We start from the raw sequence: 16293 nt of genomic DNA on the forward strand, positions 1-16293 counted from the left end.
TACAAATAACCGGAAACGTGATAAAGTATTAACATAAAATGCGCGAAAATCCAAGTCGTGCTTTTGTTAAAATATTTCTAACAAGATTAGGAGGATATTATGTACAAGATTCAAGAAGCGGAAATGCTCGCGAATAATATCTACCGTATGGTAGTAGAAGCACCGCGAGTAGCACAGCACTGCCTCCCTGGACAGTTTGTTATTGTCAAGGCAGATGAAGAAGGAGAAAGAATTCCTCTGACCATTTGTGATTACGATAGAGAAGCAGGAACTATCACCATCGTATTCATGCCGATCGGAGAATCTACCAAAAAAATGAAAGATCTCAAAGCGGGAGATGCTTTCATGGATTTCGTAGGACCTCTGGGGCAGCCGTCCGAGTTCTGCAGCGAAGATATCGAAGAACTGAAGAAAAAACGGATCGTATTCGTAGCCGGCGGTGTTGGAACTGCACCGGTTTACCCGCAGTTAAAATGGCTGCATGAGCATGGAATCACTGCTGACGCCATTGTCGGAGCAAAGACAAAAGATCTCGTTATTCTCGAGAAAGAAATGTCTGCTGTCAGCAATCTGTACATAACCACAGACGATGGTTCTTACGTAAGAAAAGGTATGGGTACCGATGTACTCCGCGACCTTGTACAGAACCAGGGCAAACAGTATGATGTCTGTGTTGCCATCGGACCGATGATCATGATGAAATTCGTATGTCTTCTGACAAAAGAACTGAACATCCCGACCGTTGTCAGCATGAACCCGATCATGGTAGACGGAACCGGTATGTGCGGTGCCTGTCGTCTAATGGTAGGCAATGAAGTAAAATTTGCCTGCGTAGACGGACCGGAGTTTGACGGTCATCTGGTAGACTTCGACCTGGCTATGAAACGTCAGCAGATGTATAAGACAGAAGAGGGAAGAGCTCTCTTAAGATACCAGGAAGGCGCAACCCATCACGGTGGATGCGGCCAGTGCGGAGGTGACAAATAATGGCAAAGGGATTAAACAGAGTACCGGTACGTGAGCAGGAGCCGAAGGTACGTGCCACAAATTTTGACGAGGTATGTCTTGGATACAACAAAGACGAAGCAGTAGAAGAAGCACAGCGCTGCCTGGGCTGTAAAAATGCAAAATGTATCACAGGATGCCCGGTTAATATCAACATTCCGGCATTCATTGCACAGGTAAAAGAAGGAAACTTCGAGGAAGCATACAAAATTATCGGTGAGTCCAGTGCACTCCCGGCAGTCTGCGGCCGTGTATGTCCGCAGGAGAGCCAGTGCGAGGGCAAATGTGTCCGCGGAATCAAAGGCGACGCTGTTTCCATCGGTAAACTGGAGCGTTTCGTTGCTGACTGGGCAAAAGAAAACGGTATCAAACCGGTTCCGGCAACAGAGAAAAACGGCCACAAGATCGCGGTTATCGGTTCCGGCCCTGCAGGTCTTACCTGCGCAGGAGACCTTGCAAAACTTGGCTACGATGTAACCATCTTCGAGGCACTTCACAAAGCCGGCGGTGTATTAAGCTACGGTATTCCGGAGTTCCGTCTTCCGAAAGACAAAGTAGTTGCCGCTGAAATCGAGAACGTAAAATCTCTCGGTGTTAAAATTGAGACCAACGTTATCATCGGAAAATCCGTTACCATCGACGAGTTGTTAAAAGACGAAGGATTTGAAGCAGTCTTCATCGGTTCCGGTGCAGGCCTTCCGATGTTCATGGGAATCCCGGGTGAGAACGCAAACGGCGTATTCTCCGCAAACGAGTTCCTGACCAGAAACAACCTGATGAAAGCATTCCGCGATGATTACGATACCCCGATCGCACACGGCAAGAAAGTTGCTGTAGTCGGCGGCGGCAACGTAGCTATGGACGCTGCAAGAACCGCACTTCGTCTCGGCGCAGAGGTACACGTTATTTACCGTCGTTCTGAGGCAGAGCTTCCGGCCCGTGCAGAGGAAGTTCATCATGCAAAAGAGGAAGGTATCATCTTCGACCTTCTGACCAACCCGGTAGAAATTCTGACCGACGACAAAGACTGGGTAACCGGTATCCGCTGCATCCGTATGGAGCTTGGCGAGCCGGACGCTTCCGGAAGAAGAAGACCGGTTGAGATTCCAGGATCTGAGTTCGAAATTGAAGTAGACGAAGTTATCATGTCTCTTGGTACTTCCCCGAACCCGCTGATTTCTTCCACCACCTACGGTCTGGATGTCAACAGAAGAAAATGTATCGTAGCTGAGGAAGAAACCGGAAAGACCAGCAAAGAGGGCGTTTACGCCGGCGGTGACGCTGTAACAGGTGCAGCAACCGTTATCCTTGCTATGGGTGCCGGAAAAGCCGGAGCTAAAGGAATTGATGAGTATATCAAAAGCAAAAATGCATAAGGCATTGCTTTTCTAAACTAAAAGCCATATAGACGCGGACAAGAAGTGATCTATATGGCTTTTGGTGTTTTTGACAGATATCCGAAAGGGTTTTAAGATTACAGAATGAAAATTACAGTATTGACAGTAGGAAAAATCAAAGAAAAATATCTACGGGATGCGATTGCCGAGTATTCCAAGCGCCTCAGCCGCTATGCAAAGCTGGAAATTATCGAGGTGGCGGATGAAAAGACACCGGACAACGCGAGTGAAACCGTAGAGACAAATATCAAAAACAAAGAAGCAGAGCGCCTTCTCAAATATATCCGGGATGACGCTTATCTGATTACATTGGAAATTAAGGGAAAACAGCTCACATCCGAGGAGCTGGCCCAGAAAATAGATACGCTCGGCGTGCAGGGAACGAGCCATATTATTTTTGTGATCGGTGGTTCCTTAGGGCTTGGCGAGGAAGTTCTGAAGCGTTCGAACTATGCGCTCAGTTTTTCGAAAATGACATTTCCGCATCAGTTGATGCGGGTTATTCTGCTGGAACAGATTTACCGGAGCTACCGCATTAACTGCGGGGAGCCATATCATAAATAGCTGCGAATAAGAGAGGTGTGATTGCGATGCGTGAAATGCGTTTAAAAAAGCGGGAGATTACAGATCCTGAAATTTTAAGAGAAATTCTGGAAAGCTGCGAGGTTGTGCGGATCGGGGCGATGGATGAGGAAGGCATGTTTATCGTGCCGATGAATTATGGATATGATGTCCGGGAAGAAGATGGAACTCTTCACGTCTGTCTGTACCTGCATGGGGCAAAAGAAGGGCGGAAGGCGGCTGCATTTGCAGCGGATCCGCGCGTGGCGGTGGAGATGGATTACAACCATGAAGTGATTACAGGTGACTATACGTGTGCGTATTCCTATGCGTACCGCAGTATCATGGGAAACGGAACCATCACGGAGGTGACAGATCCGGAGGTAAAGAAGAAAGGCCTGGAAAAAATCATGGCGCATATCGCACCGGAGGCGAAGATCGCTTTTCTGCCGGAGATGGTGGAGCGCGTTGCCGTATGGCGCATAGACATCGATACATTTACCGGCAAAGAGCGCAGACGAAAATAGAGTGTTCGAAGCTCCGCAGGCTGCAGACGGAAAAAGACAGCAGAAAGGACAGCAGAAATGATTAAAATTGATCTGATTACAGGCTTCCTTGGCTCAGGGAAGACGACTTTTTTGAAACAGTACGCAAAGTATCTGATGGCACAGGGAAAGAACATCGGCATCCTGGAGAATGATTTTGGGGCAGTCAATGTGGATATGCTGCTTCTACAGGAACTGCGCGGAGATCAGTGCGAGCTGGAGATGATTTCCGGCGGATGCGACAAAGAGACACACCGCAGACGGTTCCGCACGAAACTGATCTCGATGGGCATGAGCGGCTACGACCGCATTCTCGTGGAACCGTCGGGGATTTACGATGTGGATGAGTTCTTTGACACGCTGTACGACGAGCCGCTGAACCGCTGGTATGAGGCGGGAAGCGTCATCACGATTCTGGATGCCGGGCTCGATGAGAAGCTGTCGGAGGAAGAAGAGTATCTGCTGGCTTCCGAGGCGGCGAACGCTGGTAAAATCGTGCTGAGCAAAGTACAGAATGTTTCGGAGGAAAAGAAAGAAGAAACGATTGCCCATCTGAACCGCACGCTCGAGCAGGCAGGCTGCAGAAGACAGTTTTCTGATGCAGAAATTTTACAGAAAAACTGGGATGATCTGACAGAGGATGATTTCAAAATGCTCTCCGAATGCAGTTACCGTTCGGAGGATTATCGGAAGCTGGATTTCGGCGAGCAGCAGACATTTGATTCGCTCTGCTTTCTGGAGCCGAAGATTACGGAAGAAGCGCTGAAAAAGGCAGCAGAAGCAATCTTTGCGGATCCATCATGCGGCAATGTATTCCGGATCAAAGGAATTGTAAAGACGGGCGAAACTGTGTGGAGCGAAATCAATGCGACGCGGGAACAGATGACATTCCAGGCAGTGCCGGAGAGCCAGGAAGTGCTGATTGTAATCGGCGCGGGGCTTTCGAAAGAGCGGATTAGTGGAATTCTCGGAATTGAGTAAAAAATGGAGCATGACGGAAAGGGGTATTTTCCATCATGCTCCTGCTGGCTGGGCTAAATAGCAGTTACTGTAAAATGCGCTGCCGTTCTGACAGTGTGGGGAACGGAATGATTTTGGAATCCCGTGCATCATCCGGTGTACAAAGAGCAGTCAACGGCTGCGGCTGATTTTCCATGGTCTGGAAGGAGAGAATGCCATCTTTCCATAAAACGACATCATCCGGTGAATGGACGGCAAAATAGCGGTGCAGCACATCGAAAAGAGAGGATGGAACTGCCGCAAGATCGTGCTCGGGATCGCTGGAATATAGAAAGATCCGGCTTCCCGGAAAACGACGGGAATGGATACCGGCAGAGGGAGCGGTAAAATCCGGGTTTTCGGTAAAATATAAGGATCTTTCTGCAGGTCCGGAAAACGGAATAGACAGCGTTGTGGAAACAACTGGCGCTTCTTCTGCAAGGGCTGGCCGCTTCTGAAATTTGCACAGGAATGACATATTTTGAAAAAATGTATATTTCTTTCTCATAAGACTCACCTTTCAGCCGGAAAAGATCTGGCATTTAGCAGGGTGGATGTTATCGTTTACTTTAATTATATCTTATCAGAAGTGCAGAAATAACAGGGTTAAACATTTGTAAAAAGCGTGTAAAACATCTTAAAGAGAAAGAAAAGAGAGGGGGAATCATATGGAACAGGAAGTAATGCAGGCCATTCGGGCAGAACTGGAAAGCAATATAGATGCAAAATACCGGGAATTTCACAGCTCTCTTGTTCCGGGACAGAACTGTCGGATTCTTGGTGTCCGCATTCCGGTTTCGCGACGGATTGCAAAAGCGATAGCAAGAGACCACTATGAAGTTTATACCGAACAGTTTAATCCGGAAGTCTACGAGGAGCTTCTGATCCGCGGAATGATGATCGGCTACGGAAAGCTGACCCGTGAAGAACAGACGGCAGAACTGGACCGCTTCGTGCCGATGATCAACAGCTGGGGAATCTGTGACAGCTCCTGTGCAACGTGCCATTTTATGAAGAAAGACCAGGAGTATTGGTATGGATATCTGCAGAAATGGCTGAAAAGCAGCCGGGAATATGAAATCCGGTTTGGTGTTGTGTGTCTGCTGGACTTTTTTATCAACGAAGCGTATATCGATGCTGTGCTGGAGGAGATGAAAAAGATTCATCACGATGGCTATTACGTAAAAATGGCCGTCGCCTGGGCAGTATCAATCTGTTATATTCATTTTCCGGAAAAGACACAGAAACTGCTGAAAGAAAACAGTCTCGATGACTGGACACATAACAAAACAATTCAGAAAATCAGAGAGTCGCTGAGGATCAGCAAAGAAAAAAAAGAGATGCTGAAAACCTGGAAGAGATAAAAAGAAAACCGTATCGCCGCGTTTCGAATATCGCAGCAATACGGTTTTCTTTCTCTTTTTTGAACTTATTCGTCCCATCCCTCAAAAAGCCGGATGTTGACGGCAATATTTCTTGCAATTTCACCTTCGCTTTTCCCGAGATCTGCCACATCCGATACCGGCGGAAAATCAGGTTCTTCTTCCGTCAGTTCCAGAGAGATCCAGTCATAGGCGGAGTGAATGGCATCTTCCAGCGCCTCGTCGAGGGTATCCCCTTTTGCATAGCAGCAGGCGAGATCTGGAAAATAACCTTCGTAGGTTCCCTGTTCGGTTTTATGAAAAACGGCTGGATAAGTAAATTTCATAGTGTTTCTTCCTTCTTCCTTTTCTTTTTCACGGAAATTCTTTTTTATCGTAGCACTTTTTCTCAAAAGATACAATGCCTAAAATACAATTGATCGTATTTGTAATCTATGCTAGAATGAAAAACAGATAATTGGAAAATACAAATGAAACCAAGGGAGGATTTCTCTTTGATAAAAGTAATTTTGTGGGACATCGACGGAACACTTCTGAATTTTAAGATGTCGGAACGATATGCAATTGAGTACTGTTTCAACAAGTTTCATATGGGAACCTGCACGGACGAAATGCTGCAGCGCTACAGCGTGATCAACCGCGGTTACTGGGAGCGGCTGGAGACGGGAGAGCTTACGAGAGAACAGGTGATGCTTGGACGATTCCATGAATTTTTTGAATCGGAAGGACTGCCGACGGATCAGGTAAAGGTATTCAATGATGAATATCAGATCCGCCTCGGCGATAAGGCTTTCTTCTGCGATCACGGAGATGAACTGGTAAAACAGCTGAAAGCTACCGTAAAACAGTATGCAGTAACAAATGGAACCACTGTTGCACAGGAGCGTAAACTCCGCTTTTCCGGGCTTGATCAGCTTCTGGACGGCGTTTTTATCTCGGAACAGGTCGGTGTGGACAAGCCGCAGAAGGCTTTTTTTGATGCGGTATGGAACGAAATCGGAAGTTATGCACCGGATGAGGTTGTGATCGTCGGCGACTCCCTCACAAGTGATATCCGCGGCGGAAAAAATGCAGGAATCCTGACCTGCTGGTACAACCCGGATCATCTTCCGAACAAAATTGAAGTTACACCGGACTGTACCATCGACAATCTTCAGGATATCCTTTCGTATCTGGATGAAAGCAGGTGATTTGCTAATGAGAACACGCGTATTACAGGAAAAAAATTATGCGGAGCGGATGCAGAATGGTGTGGAGCCGTACCTCGCCGCTCATGCAGAAGAATTTTACTGGGAAAGGGAGAGCGGTCATCCGATTCATGTTCTTCGTTACCGCGCATTCCGCCCGAGAGGTGTTGTTGTAATCTCACACGGTTTTACGGAAAATGCAGAGAAATATAAAGAGATCGTGTATTATTTTATCAAAGAGCATTTTCATGTTTATCTGCCGGAACACTGCGGCCACGGAAAGAGCTACCGTCTGGTGGAGGATCCGTCGCTTGTTTATGTCGATTCCTACCATCGTTATGTAGAAGATCTGCTCTTTGTTGCACGAAAAGCAAAAGCAGAGGCATGCGGTCTTCCGCTCGTTCTCTATTCTCACTCGATGGGCGGAGGAATCGCAGCAGCAGCGGCCGCCAAAGCGCCGCATCTGTTCCGGAAAGTGGTCTTGAGTTCGCCGATGATCCGTCCGCTGACCGGAAAAGTGCCGTTCGCCGATGCAAAACGGATCGCAGCTTTTGCCTGTGCCACAGAACGAGGCACACAGTATGTGGTAGGACAGAAACCATACCAGGGAATCGAAAGCTTTAAACAAAGTTCGTCCCTCTCCCGTCCGCGCTTTCTCTATTACCAGCAGAAGCGGGAAAAAGAGCCGCTGTATCACCTAAATGCCGCTTCTTACGGATGGCTCCATGCCGCCGCACATCTGTACCGCGATCTGATGCGGAGCGGATGGAAACGGATCGAGGCTCCTGTCCTTTTATTTCAGGCGGAGAACGATCATCTTGTGTCCAACCGTGCCCAGGAGCGGATGATCCGGAAAATGGCAGAACGCCGTCCCGGTATGGCAAAAATGGTAAAAGTACCGGGCGCAAAGCATGAATTGTTTGGAACCAGAGGGCGCATGCTCCAGACGTACTGGAATATGGTATTTGCTTTTCTGGAAAAAGATCTGTAACAAAAGAGAAGGGATGACAAAATGACACAGACAGAAATCGAAGAATATATTACCCAGTTTCCTATCTATCAGTATGCATTTGTAAAACCGGAGGACATCGAATTCAATGACCGGGTCCGCCAGATCTGCAAAAAGGAGTGCTCCCGCTACGGAGCCTCCTGGTCCTGCCCGCCGGCGGTCGGCACTGTTGAAGTCTGTAAGGAGCGTTGCATGAACTACGATCACGTTCTGTTCTTCTCCAGCATCGCAGAAGTGGACAACATCATGGATATGGATGAGACATTAAAAACAAAATCGGAGCACGAAAAAATCACACGCGAAATCGAGCAGCATTTAAAAGACAAAACCCTGCTCACCTTCGCCCTTTCCTCCGATTCCTGCCAGCTCTGTGATAAATGTACCTACCCGAGAGGCGGCTGCCGCCATCTTGAACTGATGCATCCATGCATCGAGAGCCACGGCATCGTTGTTGCAAACCTGATTGAAAAAAACATGATGGATTATTACCTCGGCGAGCATATGGTCATATGGTTCAGCATGATTTTCTATAAAGAATCGTAATCTGTGATGTAATTTTCCATTCTTTCAAACGTATTTATAATAGAGGATTTCGCTGTAAGAAATTCAGAAAATACATAAGAGGGGGAATGAAATATGCTGAGAAAGGCAGGAAATTTTCTCAGGTATCTGTTCGGTATTCTGATGATGCTGGCGGGAGCCGGTTACTGGAAAGAGGAGAAGGCATATGCATTGTCACTGCTGCTGCTTGGAATCTTTTTGCTTCCGGTTACCTGGAATACGATAAAGAAACGGTTTCATGTGGCGAAAGCACTTCCTGTGCTGCTTCCTGTGTTGCTGCTGGTTTCCGCCTGTGCGCTGACACCTGTGACGTACAGCAGTAAGGAAACACAGAAGGCATCTGCAGAGTCTGTTTCCGTCAGCGTTACGGCAGCGCCGACGAAAAAAGCGACGCCGACCCCGACTGAAACATCAACACCAACGCCGACAGCAACACCGACCGAAACACCAACGCCGACCGCTACCCCGACTCCGACTGCTACCCCAACTCCAACGGCTGACCCGACCGAGACGCCGACACCTGAGCCAACCATAGAAGCTGCGGCGGAAGAAACCGTTGAAACGCAGGCAGCGGAAGAAACGCAGCCGGCAGTGACTGCTGAAGAACCACAGGTAACGGAAGTTCCGCAGGAATCGGATCCGTATGGAGGACAGCTCGTGTGGATTTCAGAGACCGGATCGAAGTACCATAACAAAAATAACTGCGGCAGAATGAATCCGGATCGGGCATATCAGATGACGAGAGAAAATGCAGAAGCCCAGGGATATGAACCCTGCAAAAAATGTTTTTAAAAAAGAGAAATGAAACCCCGCAGCCTGATCGGGCAGGAAACCCCAGCGGCTGCGGGGTATTTTTGTGCTTTTTTCTGCATAAAATAGCGATAGAACAAAAAGCAGACCCGCAAAGCGGAGGAGGTTTTGGATGCGAAAAAAGAAAAAGCAGAAAAAATCACTCCATCCGCCGGGCGGGGAGCTGCTTTCGGCGATGCAGGTTCCGTCAGATCTTGCTTTTGGCGAGCCGGTTGTGACGTTTTATGGCGGGAGAGAAGTGCAGATTGAAAATTACCGCAGGATTCTGGAATATAATGCGTGCCGCCTCTGTGTGCTTACGCAATACGGCAGGCTGCTCCTTGTGGGAGAGGGAATCCGGATTGTTTCGTATTCCGGGGAGGAGATGCGGGTGGAAGGGAGAATCGATCAAGTGACGTTTCAATAAGTGTAATGATTCCAATCATTCCAATGCTGAAAAGGGGGTGTGCGTTTGCAGCAGGGAAAGGCTTTCTGGAAAGGCACTGTGCGGATTCGTGTGACGGGCCGTGAACCGGAGCGTTTTTTCAATCTGTGCGGGCACCATAACATCACGCTGTGGGACGTGACAGAATATCAGGGCTGCTTTGAGATGAGCCTTCTGCCGGAAGATTTCTTCCGTCTCCTGCCGATCCGCCGCAAGAGCGGTGTGCGCATCCGAATACAGAAAAAACAGGGACTGCCTTTCTTTTACCGGCGAAGTTTAAAAAGAAAGGCGTTTTTTATTGGCATTTTTCTCTGTCTGGCGGGACTTTATATACTGTCGCAGTTTATCTGGAATATTCATGTGGAAGGAAACTACGCGAACAGTACGCAGACGATTTTAAATAGCCTGGATGCGGCCGGGATTCATCATGGAATCTGGAAAAAACGAGTGGACTGCAGCCAAACCGCATCGTATCTGCGGGAGCAGTTTCCTAATCTGACCTGGGTGTCCGCAAAAATAGAAGGGACGCAGCTTGTCCTTGCGGTAAAAGAAAACGTAGACGGCTATGTGATCGAAGAAAAAGCAGATGATCCGCAGAATCTTGTGGCGAAAAAAGAAGGGACGGTCGTGCGTATTATCACACGGAACGGCATTCCGCAGGTGCTCCCCGGTGATACATGTCAAGCGGGAGACATTCTTGTAAAGGGCGAGATTCCGCTTGTGAATGACAGTGGGGAAACGTATGATTATTCTTATGTTCACGCAGACGCGGATATTGACCTTGAGACGACGTGGTACTATTATGATACCTTTCCGCTTTCCCATACGGTACGGACATATCAGAAAGCAGAGAAAAAAACGCCGGTATTCCAGATTTCTGCTTACCGATTTTTCCTTGGAAATCTGCTGCCGGAGAATTTTGTGGAGAGTTTGCGGAGCATGACCGGAACGGCGGATCAGAAAACAGAGAAAAGGGAAAATGGAGCAGACGAGGAAGTATCCCTTCAGCAACTTTATCTGACAGAAAACTTTGCCCTTCCGTTTTATTTCGGCTACCGTCAGAAATTTCCTTTTGAAGTTCAGAAAGAAACTTACTCAGAACACGAGGCAAAAGAAAAAGCCTCGCAGAATTATCAGAAATTCCACAGAAATTTATCAGAAAAAGGACTTCAAATATCGGAGAATCATGTTACAATAGAACTTAACGATACGTCATGTATCACAAAAGGGACACTTCGCGTGATAGAACGGGCCGTAGAAGCACAGCCCTGCGAAATGCAGAAGATGTCGGATGGAAAGGAAACAATGGTAGATGAACAGCAATAACAACATGATAGAACTGCAGATGGAACTGCCCATCGAACATGAAAAGAAAGTATTCGGCCAGTTTGATGAACACATCAAAATCCTGGAGAGATCCCTGGCGGTTACGCTGATCTCCCGGGACGGCGTTTTAAAAATTGTAGGCCCGGCATCGAATGCAGCGCGCGCAAAGAAATGTCTGACACAGCTTCTGGAGCTCTCACGCCGCGGAAATGATATCACCACACAGAACGTCAATTATGCAATCTCACTTGTTATGGAGGACAGCGGAAGCAGCCTTGCGGAAATCGACAGCGACTGCATCTGCCACACGGTCGCAGGCCGTCCGGTCAAACCGAAGACACTCGGTCAGAAAGCGTACGTGGATGCGATTCGGGAAAAGATGATCGTCTTCGGCGTCGGCCCTGCCGGAACCGGAAAAACATACCTTGCAATGGCGATGGCGATCACCGCGTTCCGAAACGATGAAGTAGGACGTATTATCCTGACGCGTCCGGCGATTGAGGCGGGTGAAAAACTCGGTTTCTTGCCTGGAGATCTGCAAAGCAAAATTGACCCGTATCTGCGGCCGCTCTACGACGCGCTGTATCAGATCATGGGAGCAGAGAGCTTCCAGAAAAACATGGAAAAAGGCCTGATTGAGGTTGCGCCGCTCGCGTACATGCGAGGCCGTACGCTCGACAATGCGTTTATTATCCTTGATGAGGCACAGAATACGACACCGGCGCAGATGAAGATGTTCCTGACCCGTATCGGTTTCGGTTCCAAAGTCATCGTAACCGGAGATGCCTCTCAGAAGGACCTTCCTTCCGGTACACGCTCCGGCCTTGATGTGGCAATGCAGGTACTGAAAAAAGTAGACGGAATTTCCTTCTGCGAGCTGACGAGCAAGGACGTTGTCCGTCATCCGCTGGTGCAGAAGATTGTACAGGCTTACGATGAATATGAAAAGAAAGCAAAGCCGGAAAATCACAGCGGCAGAGCAAAAAGTACGACGAGAAAACGGAGGGAAAATAAATGACACTGACGTTTGAAAATGAACAGGATTTTGACCTTGGATTTGATCCGGAAGAGGTTGCAGCAGCGGTAATCAATGGTGTGCTGGATCAGGAAGCGTGCCCGTATGAGGCAGAAGTAGAACTGATTCTGACCGATCCGGAAAATATCCGCACCATGAACCGGGAGCACAGAAACATTGACCGGGAGACAGACGTGCTTTCTTTCCCGATGGTAGATTATCCTTCTCCGGCTTCGTTCGATTTTCTGGAGACGGAAGAGGGAGATGACTGTTTTAACCCGGACAGCGGTGAGCTGATGCTGGGTGATATCGTAATTTCTGTTGCGCGCGCAAGAGCGCAGGCGGAGGAATACGGTCATTCTTTAAGACGCGAATTTGCTTTTCTTGTTGCACACAGTATGCTGCATCTTCTGGGTTATGATCATATGACACCGGAGGAAGCAGCCGTGATGGAGGCAAAGCAGGAAGAGGTGCTGCAGCGTCTCGGTATCACAAGAGACTGATTGAGAGCAGAAAAGGAGGGGTCTTTATCAAAAAGAGAGGGTTTTACACATTGGGGATTGCTCTGCTGGGAAGCATGATGCTGTTCGGATGCCGGAAAATTGGGGAAACGGCACCGGAAACTGCATCGGCAGGAACTTCTTATGTCTCAGAAGAGACAGCAGGGGAAAGCAAGACAGAAACGAAAGCTACGGAACCACCGGCCCCGACCGAAGATCCGGCACCGGAACCGCTGGTTCCGGAAGCGATTGAGCCGACACCCGCGGAGGATGCGCTGCCGGAAGGTATGGTGAAAAGTTATCTGACAGGAGAACCTGTCGCCGAAGTACAGGGAAGAAGGCGCCCGGTGGCGGTTATGCTGAGCAATATCATCAGCGCCTGCCCGCAGAGCGGTATCAGCCGTGCGGGAGTGATCTATGAAGCGCCGGTCGAAGGCGGCATTACGCGCCTGATGGGGCTGTTTGAAAACTATGATGATCTCGAAAAGATCGGATCGGTGCGGAGTTGCCGCGAATATTATGTGTATCTGGCAGCGGGATTTGACGCTCTGTATTACCACTATGGACAGGCGGCGTATGCGATTCCGCTGCTCGAATCGGATCACATAGACAATGTGAATGGCATGGAGTATTCGGAACAGGTGTATTACCGGACGTCGGATCGTCCGTCGCCGCACAATGCGTATTTGGACGCGGCCGGGATTGCAGCGGGAATCGATCTCTGCGGCTACCGGACATCTTACAAAGACGGTTATGACGGATTTTTCCAGTTTGCATCCGAGACAGAACCGGAAACGCTGGAACAGGGACGAAATGCCGCCTATGTGGCACCGGGCGGATATTTCCACAATAATCCATGGTTTTCGTACGATGAGGCGAGCGGCACGTATTTGCGTTATCAGTTCGGGGAACCGCAGATCGATGAGATGACACAGGAACAGCTTGCGGTGAAGAACATTATCGTGCAGTACTGTTCCTGGAAAAAGTATGATGACAATGCGGAATATCTCGATATTGATGTGGTAAACGGCGGAATGGGAACGTATATCACAAGCGGAAAGGCCATCGACGTGACATGGAGCAAGGATGATCCGTGGGGTGTCACAAAGTACCGGGACAGCAATGGAGAGAAGATTAAACTGAATCTTGGAAAAACATGGGTTCTGATTGTTTTAGATAATTATGCAGATGAGACTGAAATCCGGTGATAAAGCTGGATTTCAGGATTTTTCTCAGATCGGCTGGACAGATCCTGTGTTTTGCGGTAAGATAAAAAGAAAATCCGGTCATTTAACCGAATCAAGCAAGTCCCTCGCTTCTAAAGCGGTGGGATGAATTGTTAAAAGAAACATAACGGTAGTGGCAGGCGGAGAGAAATCGGTATCCTCCACTGACATGAGGCGAGTCACAGTCGAACTATTTTCGACATGTCAGACTCTGTGAAAATACCGACTGTGAGTTGAAACAAAGGAGAAAAATACAGAAAATGGAAATTAATATACAGAGAATCAACGAACTTGCCCGCAAGGCGAAAGCAGAGGGGCTGACACCGGCGGAGAAAGAAGAGCAGCAGAAGCTGCGGAGAGAATATATTGCAGCCGTGAAAATGAACCTCCGTACCCAGCTCGACAATATTGATGTGCAGGAGAAAGACGGAACAATCGTAAATCTGGGGGAGCGCTATGGAAGCAAAAGGAAACATTAGAAAAGAAGTTTTTGCCCGAAGAAGAGCAGCCACACAGGAAGAAATTCAGGAAAAGAGCCGTATGATTTATGAAAAAATCACGGCTCTGCCGGAGTTTCTGGATGCGGACTGCTTTTTTGCGTATATGGACTTCAAAAAAGAAGTCATGACACGGGATCTGATCGAGAAGGCCCTGCAAATGGGAAAGACGGTCGCTGTGCCGCGCGTGGAAGGCGATGATATGGTTTATTATGAGATCAAAGATTTCTCCACGCTGAAATCCGGCTATTTTGGCATTATGGAGCCGGACGGCGGAAAGGTCTGCACGCGGGAAGAGGGCTTTCTGCTGGTACCCGGTGTGGCCTTTGATCCGGCGCGCCACAGAGTAGGATATGGAAAAGGATTTTATGACCGCTTTCTTGCCGCACATCCAGGGTTTACAACGGTTGCAGCGGCGTTTGAGTTTCAGCTGTTTGATGCGGTGCCGTTTGAAGAGACGGATGTTCTGCCGCAGATGCTGGTGACAGAGCAGAAGATTTACCGTTAAGCCAATTACGATAAGACAACACGAGGAGGAGACGAGTATGATGAAGCTGGAAGAAATCGGAACGAGAGCCCGCCAGGCGGAGCCTGTGCTTCGAATCATGGAGACGGAGAAGAAAAACCGTGTGCTGAAAAAAGCAGCGGAAAACCTTGTGGCAGACGCCGAAACGATTATCGCGGCCAATGCGCTGGATATGGAGCATGGAAAAGAAAAAGGCATGTCTCAGGGACTTCTGGACCGGCTCTTTCTGGACAAAAGCCGGATTGAAGCAATGGCAGAAGGCATGTGTCAGGTATCCGAACTGGACGACCCAATCGGGGAAGTGCTGGGAATGAAAAAACGCCCGAACGGTCTTCTGATCGGACAGAAACGTGTTCCGCTCGGTGTTGTCGGCATCATCTACGAGGCACGCCCAAATGTGACGGCGGATGCATTTGCACTCTGCTTCAAAACGGGAAATGTCGTGATTTTAAAAGGCGGAAGCGATGCAATCCACTCGAATACGGCGATTGTTGCCTCTCTTCGGAAAACACTGAAAGAGGAGCAGGTGCCGGAAGACGCCCTGCTTCTGATCGAAGATACCTCCCGCGAGACGACGGCGCAGTTTATGAAGATGAACCGCTATGTCGATGTTCTGATTCCGCGCGGCGGTGCCGGACTGATCCGCGCTGTCGTGGAAAACAGCACGATTCCTGTCATTGAGACAGGAACCGGAAACTGTCATATCTACGTGGATGAGACAGCCGATCTTTCCATGGCAGTGGATATTATTCTGAACGCAAAAACACAGCGCGTCGGCGTATGTAATGCGTGTGAATCGATTGTGGTACACGAAAATGTACGTGAAAAACTGCTCCCGGTTCTGGAGGAACGATTAAAAGAAAAACATGTGGAAATGCGCGCAGACGAAAAGGCAAGAGAATACATGCCGGAAGCAGAAGAAGCGACAGAAGAGGACTGGGGAAAAGAGTATCTCGACTATATCGTATCCATTAAAACGGTTTCCTCTATCGACGAAGCGATCGCGCACATCAACCGCTACAACACAAAACACTCCGAAGCAATCATCACCAACAACTACACCCACGCCCAGAAATTCCTGGACGAAATCGATGCAGCTGTAGTCTACGTCAACGCCTCCACCCGCTTCACCGACGGCTTCGAATTCGGCTACGGCGCCGAAATCGGAATCAGCACCCAAAAACTTCACGCCAGAGGCCCAATGGGACTGCTGGCGCTGACGTCGATTAAAAATATCGTATACGGAACGGGACAGATCCGAAAATAAAAGAAGAAAGATCTTGTGTCAAAGGGCAACCCAATTGATCCTCAAAAGGGCAAAAC

Annotated in this window: 20 protein-coding genes; 18 read left to right on the forward strand and 2 right to left on the reverse strand. The window is 48.6% G+C overall.

Going from position 1 to position 16293, the window contains the following annotated elements; translation table 11 throughout:
- Window positions 1–99: 99 nt before the first annotated feature.
- The 5 genes from DWW13_RS07855 (at window position 100) to DWW13_RS07875 (ending at window position 4489) form a co-directional block, all read left to right on the forward strand.
- Window positions 100–987, forward strand: a complete 888-nt coding sequence (locus tag DWW13_RS07855; protein WP_055217977.1) for a sulfide/dihydroorotate dehydrogenase-like FAD/NAD-binding protein — start codon at window positions 100–102, stop codon at window positions 985–987.
- The gene (gltA, locus tag DWW13_RS07860) at window positions 987–2381 is read left to right on the forward strand and encodes an NADPH-dependent glutamate synthase (RefSeq protein ID WP_118719789.1); all 1395 of its coding nucleotides are present in this window, start codon (window positions 987–989) and stop codon (window positions 2379–2381) included. The genes DWW13_RS07855 and gltA overlap by 1 nt, the downstream gene beginning before the upstream one ends.
- Before the next feature lie 105 nt (window positions 2382–2486).
- Entirely contained in the window at window positions 2487–2966 is a 480-nt protein-coding gene (rlmH, locus tag DWW13_RS07865) for a 23S rRNA (pseudouridine(1915)-N(3))-methyltransferase RlmH (protein ID WP_117508974.1), read from the forward strand.
- Window positions 2967–2992: 26 nt separating this feature from the next.
- The gene (locus tag DWW13_RS07870; RefSeq protein ID WP_022462564.1) at window positions 2993–3490 is read left to right on the forward strand and encodes a pyridoxamine 5'-phosphate oxidase family protein; all 498 of its coding nucleotides are present in this window, start codon (window positions 2993–2995) and stop codon (window positions 3488–3490) included.
- A gap of 57 nt (window positions 3491–3547) precedes the next feature.
- Complete coding sequence (locus DWW13_RS07875; RefSeq protein ID WP_118640595.1) at window positions 3548–4489, forward strand: GTP-binding protein; 942 nt, start codon at window positions 3548–3550, stop codon at window positions 4487–4489.
- Window positions 4490–4553: 64 nt separating this feature from the next.
- On the opposite strand, the gene DWW13_RS07880 is transcribed toward DWW13_RS07875, so the two are convergent.
- Entirely contained in the window at window positions 4554–5015 is a 462-nt protein-coding gene (locus tag DWW13_RS07880; protein ID WP_118719790.1) for a hypothetical protein, read from the reverse strand.
- A gap of 160 nt (window positions 5016–5175) precedes the next feature.
- On the opposite strand from DWW13_RS07880, the gene DWW13_RS07885 reads away from it, so the two are divergent.
- Entirely contained in the window at window positions 5176–5871 is a 696-nt protein-coding gene (locus DWW13_RS07885; protein WP_118719791.1) for a DNA alkylation repair protein, read from the forward strand.
- Between the two features lie 65 nt (window positions 5872–5936).
- Here the strand turns inward: DWW13_RS07885 and DWW13_RS07890 are convergent, their stop codons facing one another.
- Complete coding sequence (locus DWW13_RS07890; protein WP_055228190.1) at window positions 5937–6215, reverse strand: type II toxin-antitoxin system HicB family antitoxin; 279 nt, start codon at window positions 6213–6215, stop codon at window positions 5937–5939.
- Between the two features lie 168 nt (window positions 6216–6383).
- Here DWW13_RS07890 and DWW13_RS07895 point away from each other — a divergent pair, with 168 nt between their 5' ends.
- The 12 genes from DWW13_RS07895 to DWW13_RS07945 all read left to right on the forward strand — a co-directional run bounded on the left by DWW13_RS07895 (window position 6384) and on the right by DWW13_RS07945 (window position 16237).
- Entirely contained in the window at window positions 6384–7079 is a 696-nt protein-coding gene (locus DWW13_RS07895) for a YjjG family noncanonical pyrimidine nucleotidase (RefSeq protein ID WP_055217965.1), read from the forward strand.
- A 7-nt stretch (window positions 7080–7086) separates the two neighbouring features.
- Window positions 7087–8067: an alpha/beta fold hydrolase gene (locus tag DWW13_RS07900; protein WP_022462559.1), complete on the forward strand. Its 981-nt coding sequence runs from the start codon at window positions 7087–7089 to the stop codon at window positions 8065–8067.
- 21 nt (window positions 8068–8088) lie between these two features.
- Window positions 8089–8628 (forward strand): DUF2284 domain-containing protein, encoded by a 540-nt coding sequence (locus DWW13_RS07905; protein WP_055217961.1) that lies wholly within the window; start codon window positions 8089–8091, stop codon window positions 8626–8628.
- Window positions 8629–8721: 93 nt separating this feature from the next.
- Window positions 8722–9438: a hypothetical protein gene (locus tag DWW13_RS07910; RefSeq protein WP_118719792.1), complete on the forward strand. Its 717-nt coding sequence runs from the start codon at window positions 8722–8724 to the stop codon at window positions 9436–9438.
- A 130-nt stretch (window positions 9439–9568) separates the two neighbouring features.
- Window positions 9569–9862, forward strand: coding sequence for a YabP/YqfC family sporulation protein (locus tag DWW13_RS07915; protein WP_022462556.1), 294 nt, complete (start codon window positions 9569–9571; stop codon window positions 9860–9862).
- 45 nt (window positions 9863–9907) lie between these two features.
- Window positions 9908–11206 carry a sporulation protein YqfD gene (locus tag DWW13_RS07920; RefSeq protein ID WP_158579760.1) on the forward strand — a complete coding sequence of 433 codons (1299 nt, stop codon included), beginning with the start codon at window positions 9908–9910 and terminating at the stop codon, window positions 11204–11206.
- The gene (locus tag DWW13_RS07925; protein ID WP_118719793.1) at window positions 11193–12224 is read left to right on the forward strand and encodes a PhoH family protein; all 1032 of its coding nucleotides are present in this window, start codon (window positions 11193–11195) and stop codon (window positions 12222–12224) included. The genes DWW13_RS07920 and DWW13_RS07925 overlap by 14 nt, the downstream gene beginning before the upstream one ends.
- Window positions 12221–12724, forward strand: a complete 504-nt coding sequence (gene ybeY / locus DWW13_RS07930) for an rRNA maturation RNase YbeY (RefSeq protein ID WP_055228185.1) — start codon at window positions 12221–12223, stop codon at window positions 12722–12724. Before DWW13_RS07925 ends, ybeY begins: the two co-directional genes overlap by 4 nt.
- Window positions 12725–12774: 50 nt before the next feature.
- Window positions 12775–13929, forward strand: coding sequence for a DUF3048 domain-containing protein (locus tag DWW13_RS07935; RefSeq protein WP_117760303.1), 1155 nt, complete (start codon window positions 12775–12777; stop codon window positions 13927–13929).
- 278 nt (window positions 13930–14207) lie between these two features.
- A complete protein-coding gene (locus tag DWW13_RS18980) occupies window positions 14208–14426 on the forward strand; it encodes a DUF896 domain-containing protein (protein WP_055267865.1) in 219 nt (72 codons plus the stop codon).
- Window positions 14404–14952 carry a 5-formyltetrahydrofolate cyclo-ligase gene (locus DWW13_RS07940; RefSeq protein ID WP_055228183.1) on the forward strand — a complete coding sequence of 183 codons (549 nt, stop codon included), beginning with the start codon at window positions 14404–14406 and terminating at the stop codon, window positions 14950–14952. Before DWW13_RS18980 ends, DWW13_RS07940 begins: the two co-directional genes overlap by 23 nt.
- Before the next feature lie 40 nt (window positions 14953–14992).
- Window positions 14993–16237 carry a glutamate-5-semialdehyde dehydrogenase gene (locus tag DWW13_RS07945; protein WP_117760579.1) on the forward strand — a complete coding sequence of 415 codons (1245 nt, stop codon included), beginning with the start codon at window positions 14993–14995 and terminating at the stop codon, window positions 16235–16237.
- Window positions 16238–16293: the final 56 nt, after the last annotated feature.

The organism is Blautia sp. AF14-40, assembly GCF_003479665.1.
Classification (GTDB): domain Bacteria; phylum Bacillota; class Clostridia; order Lachnospirales; family Lachnospiraceae; genus Fusicatenibacter; species Fusicatenibacter saccharivorans.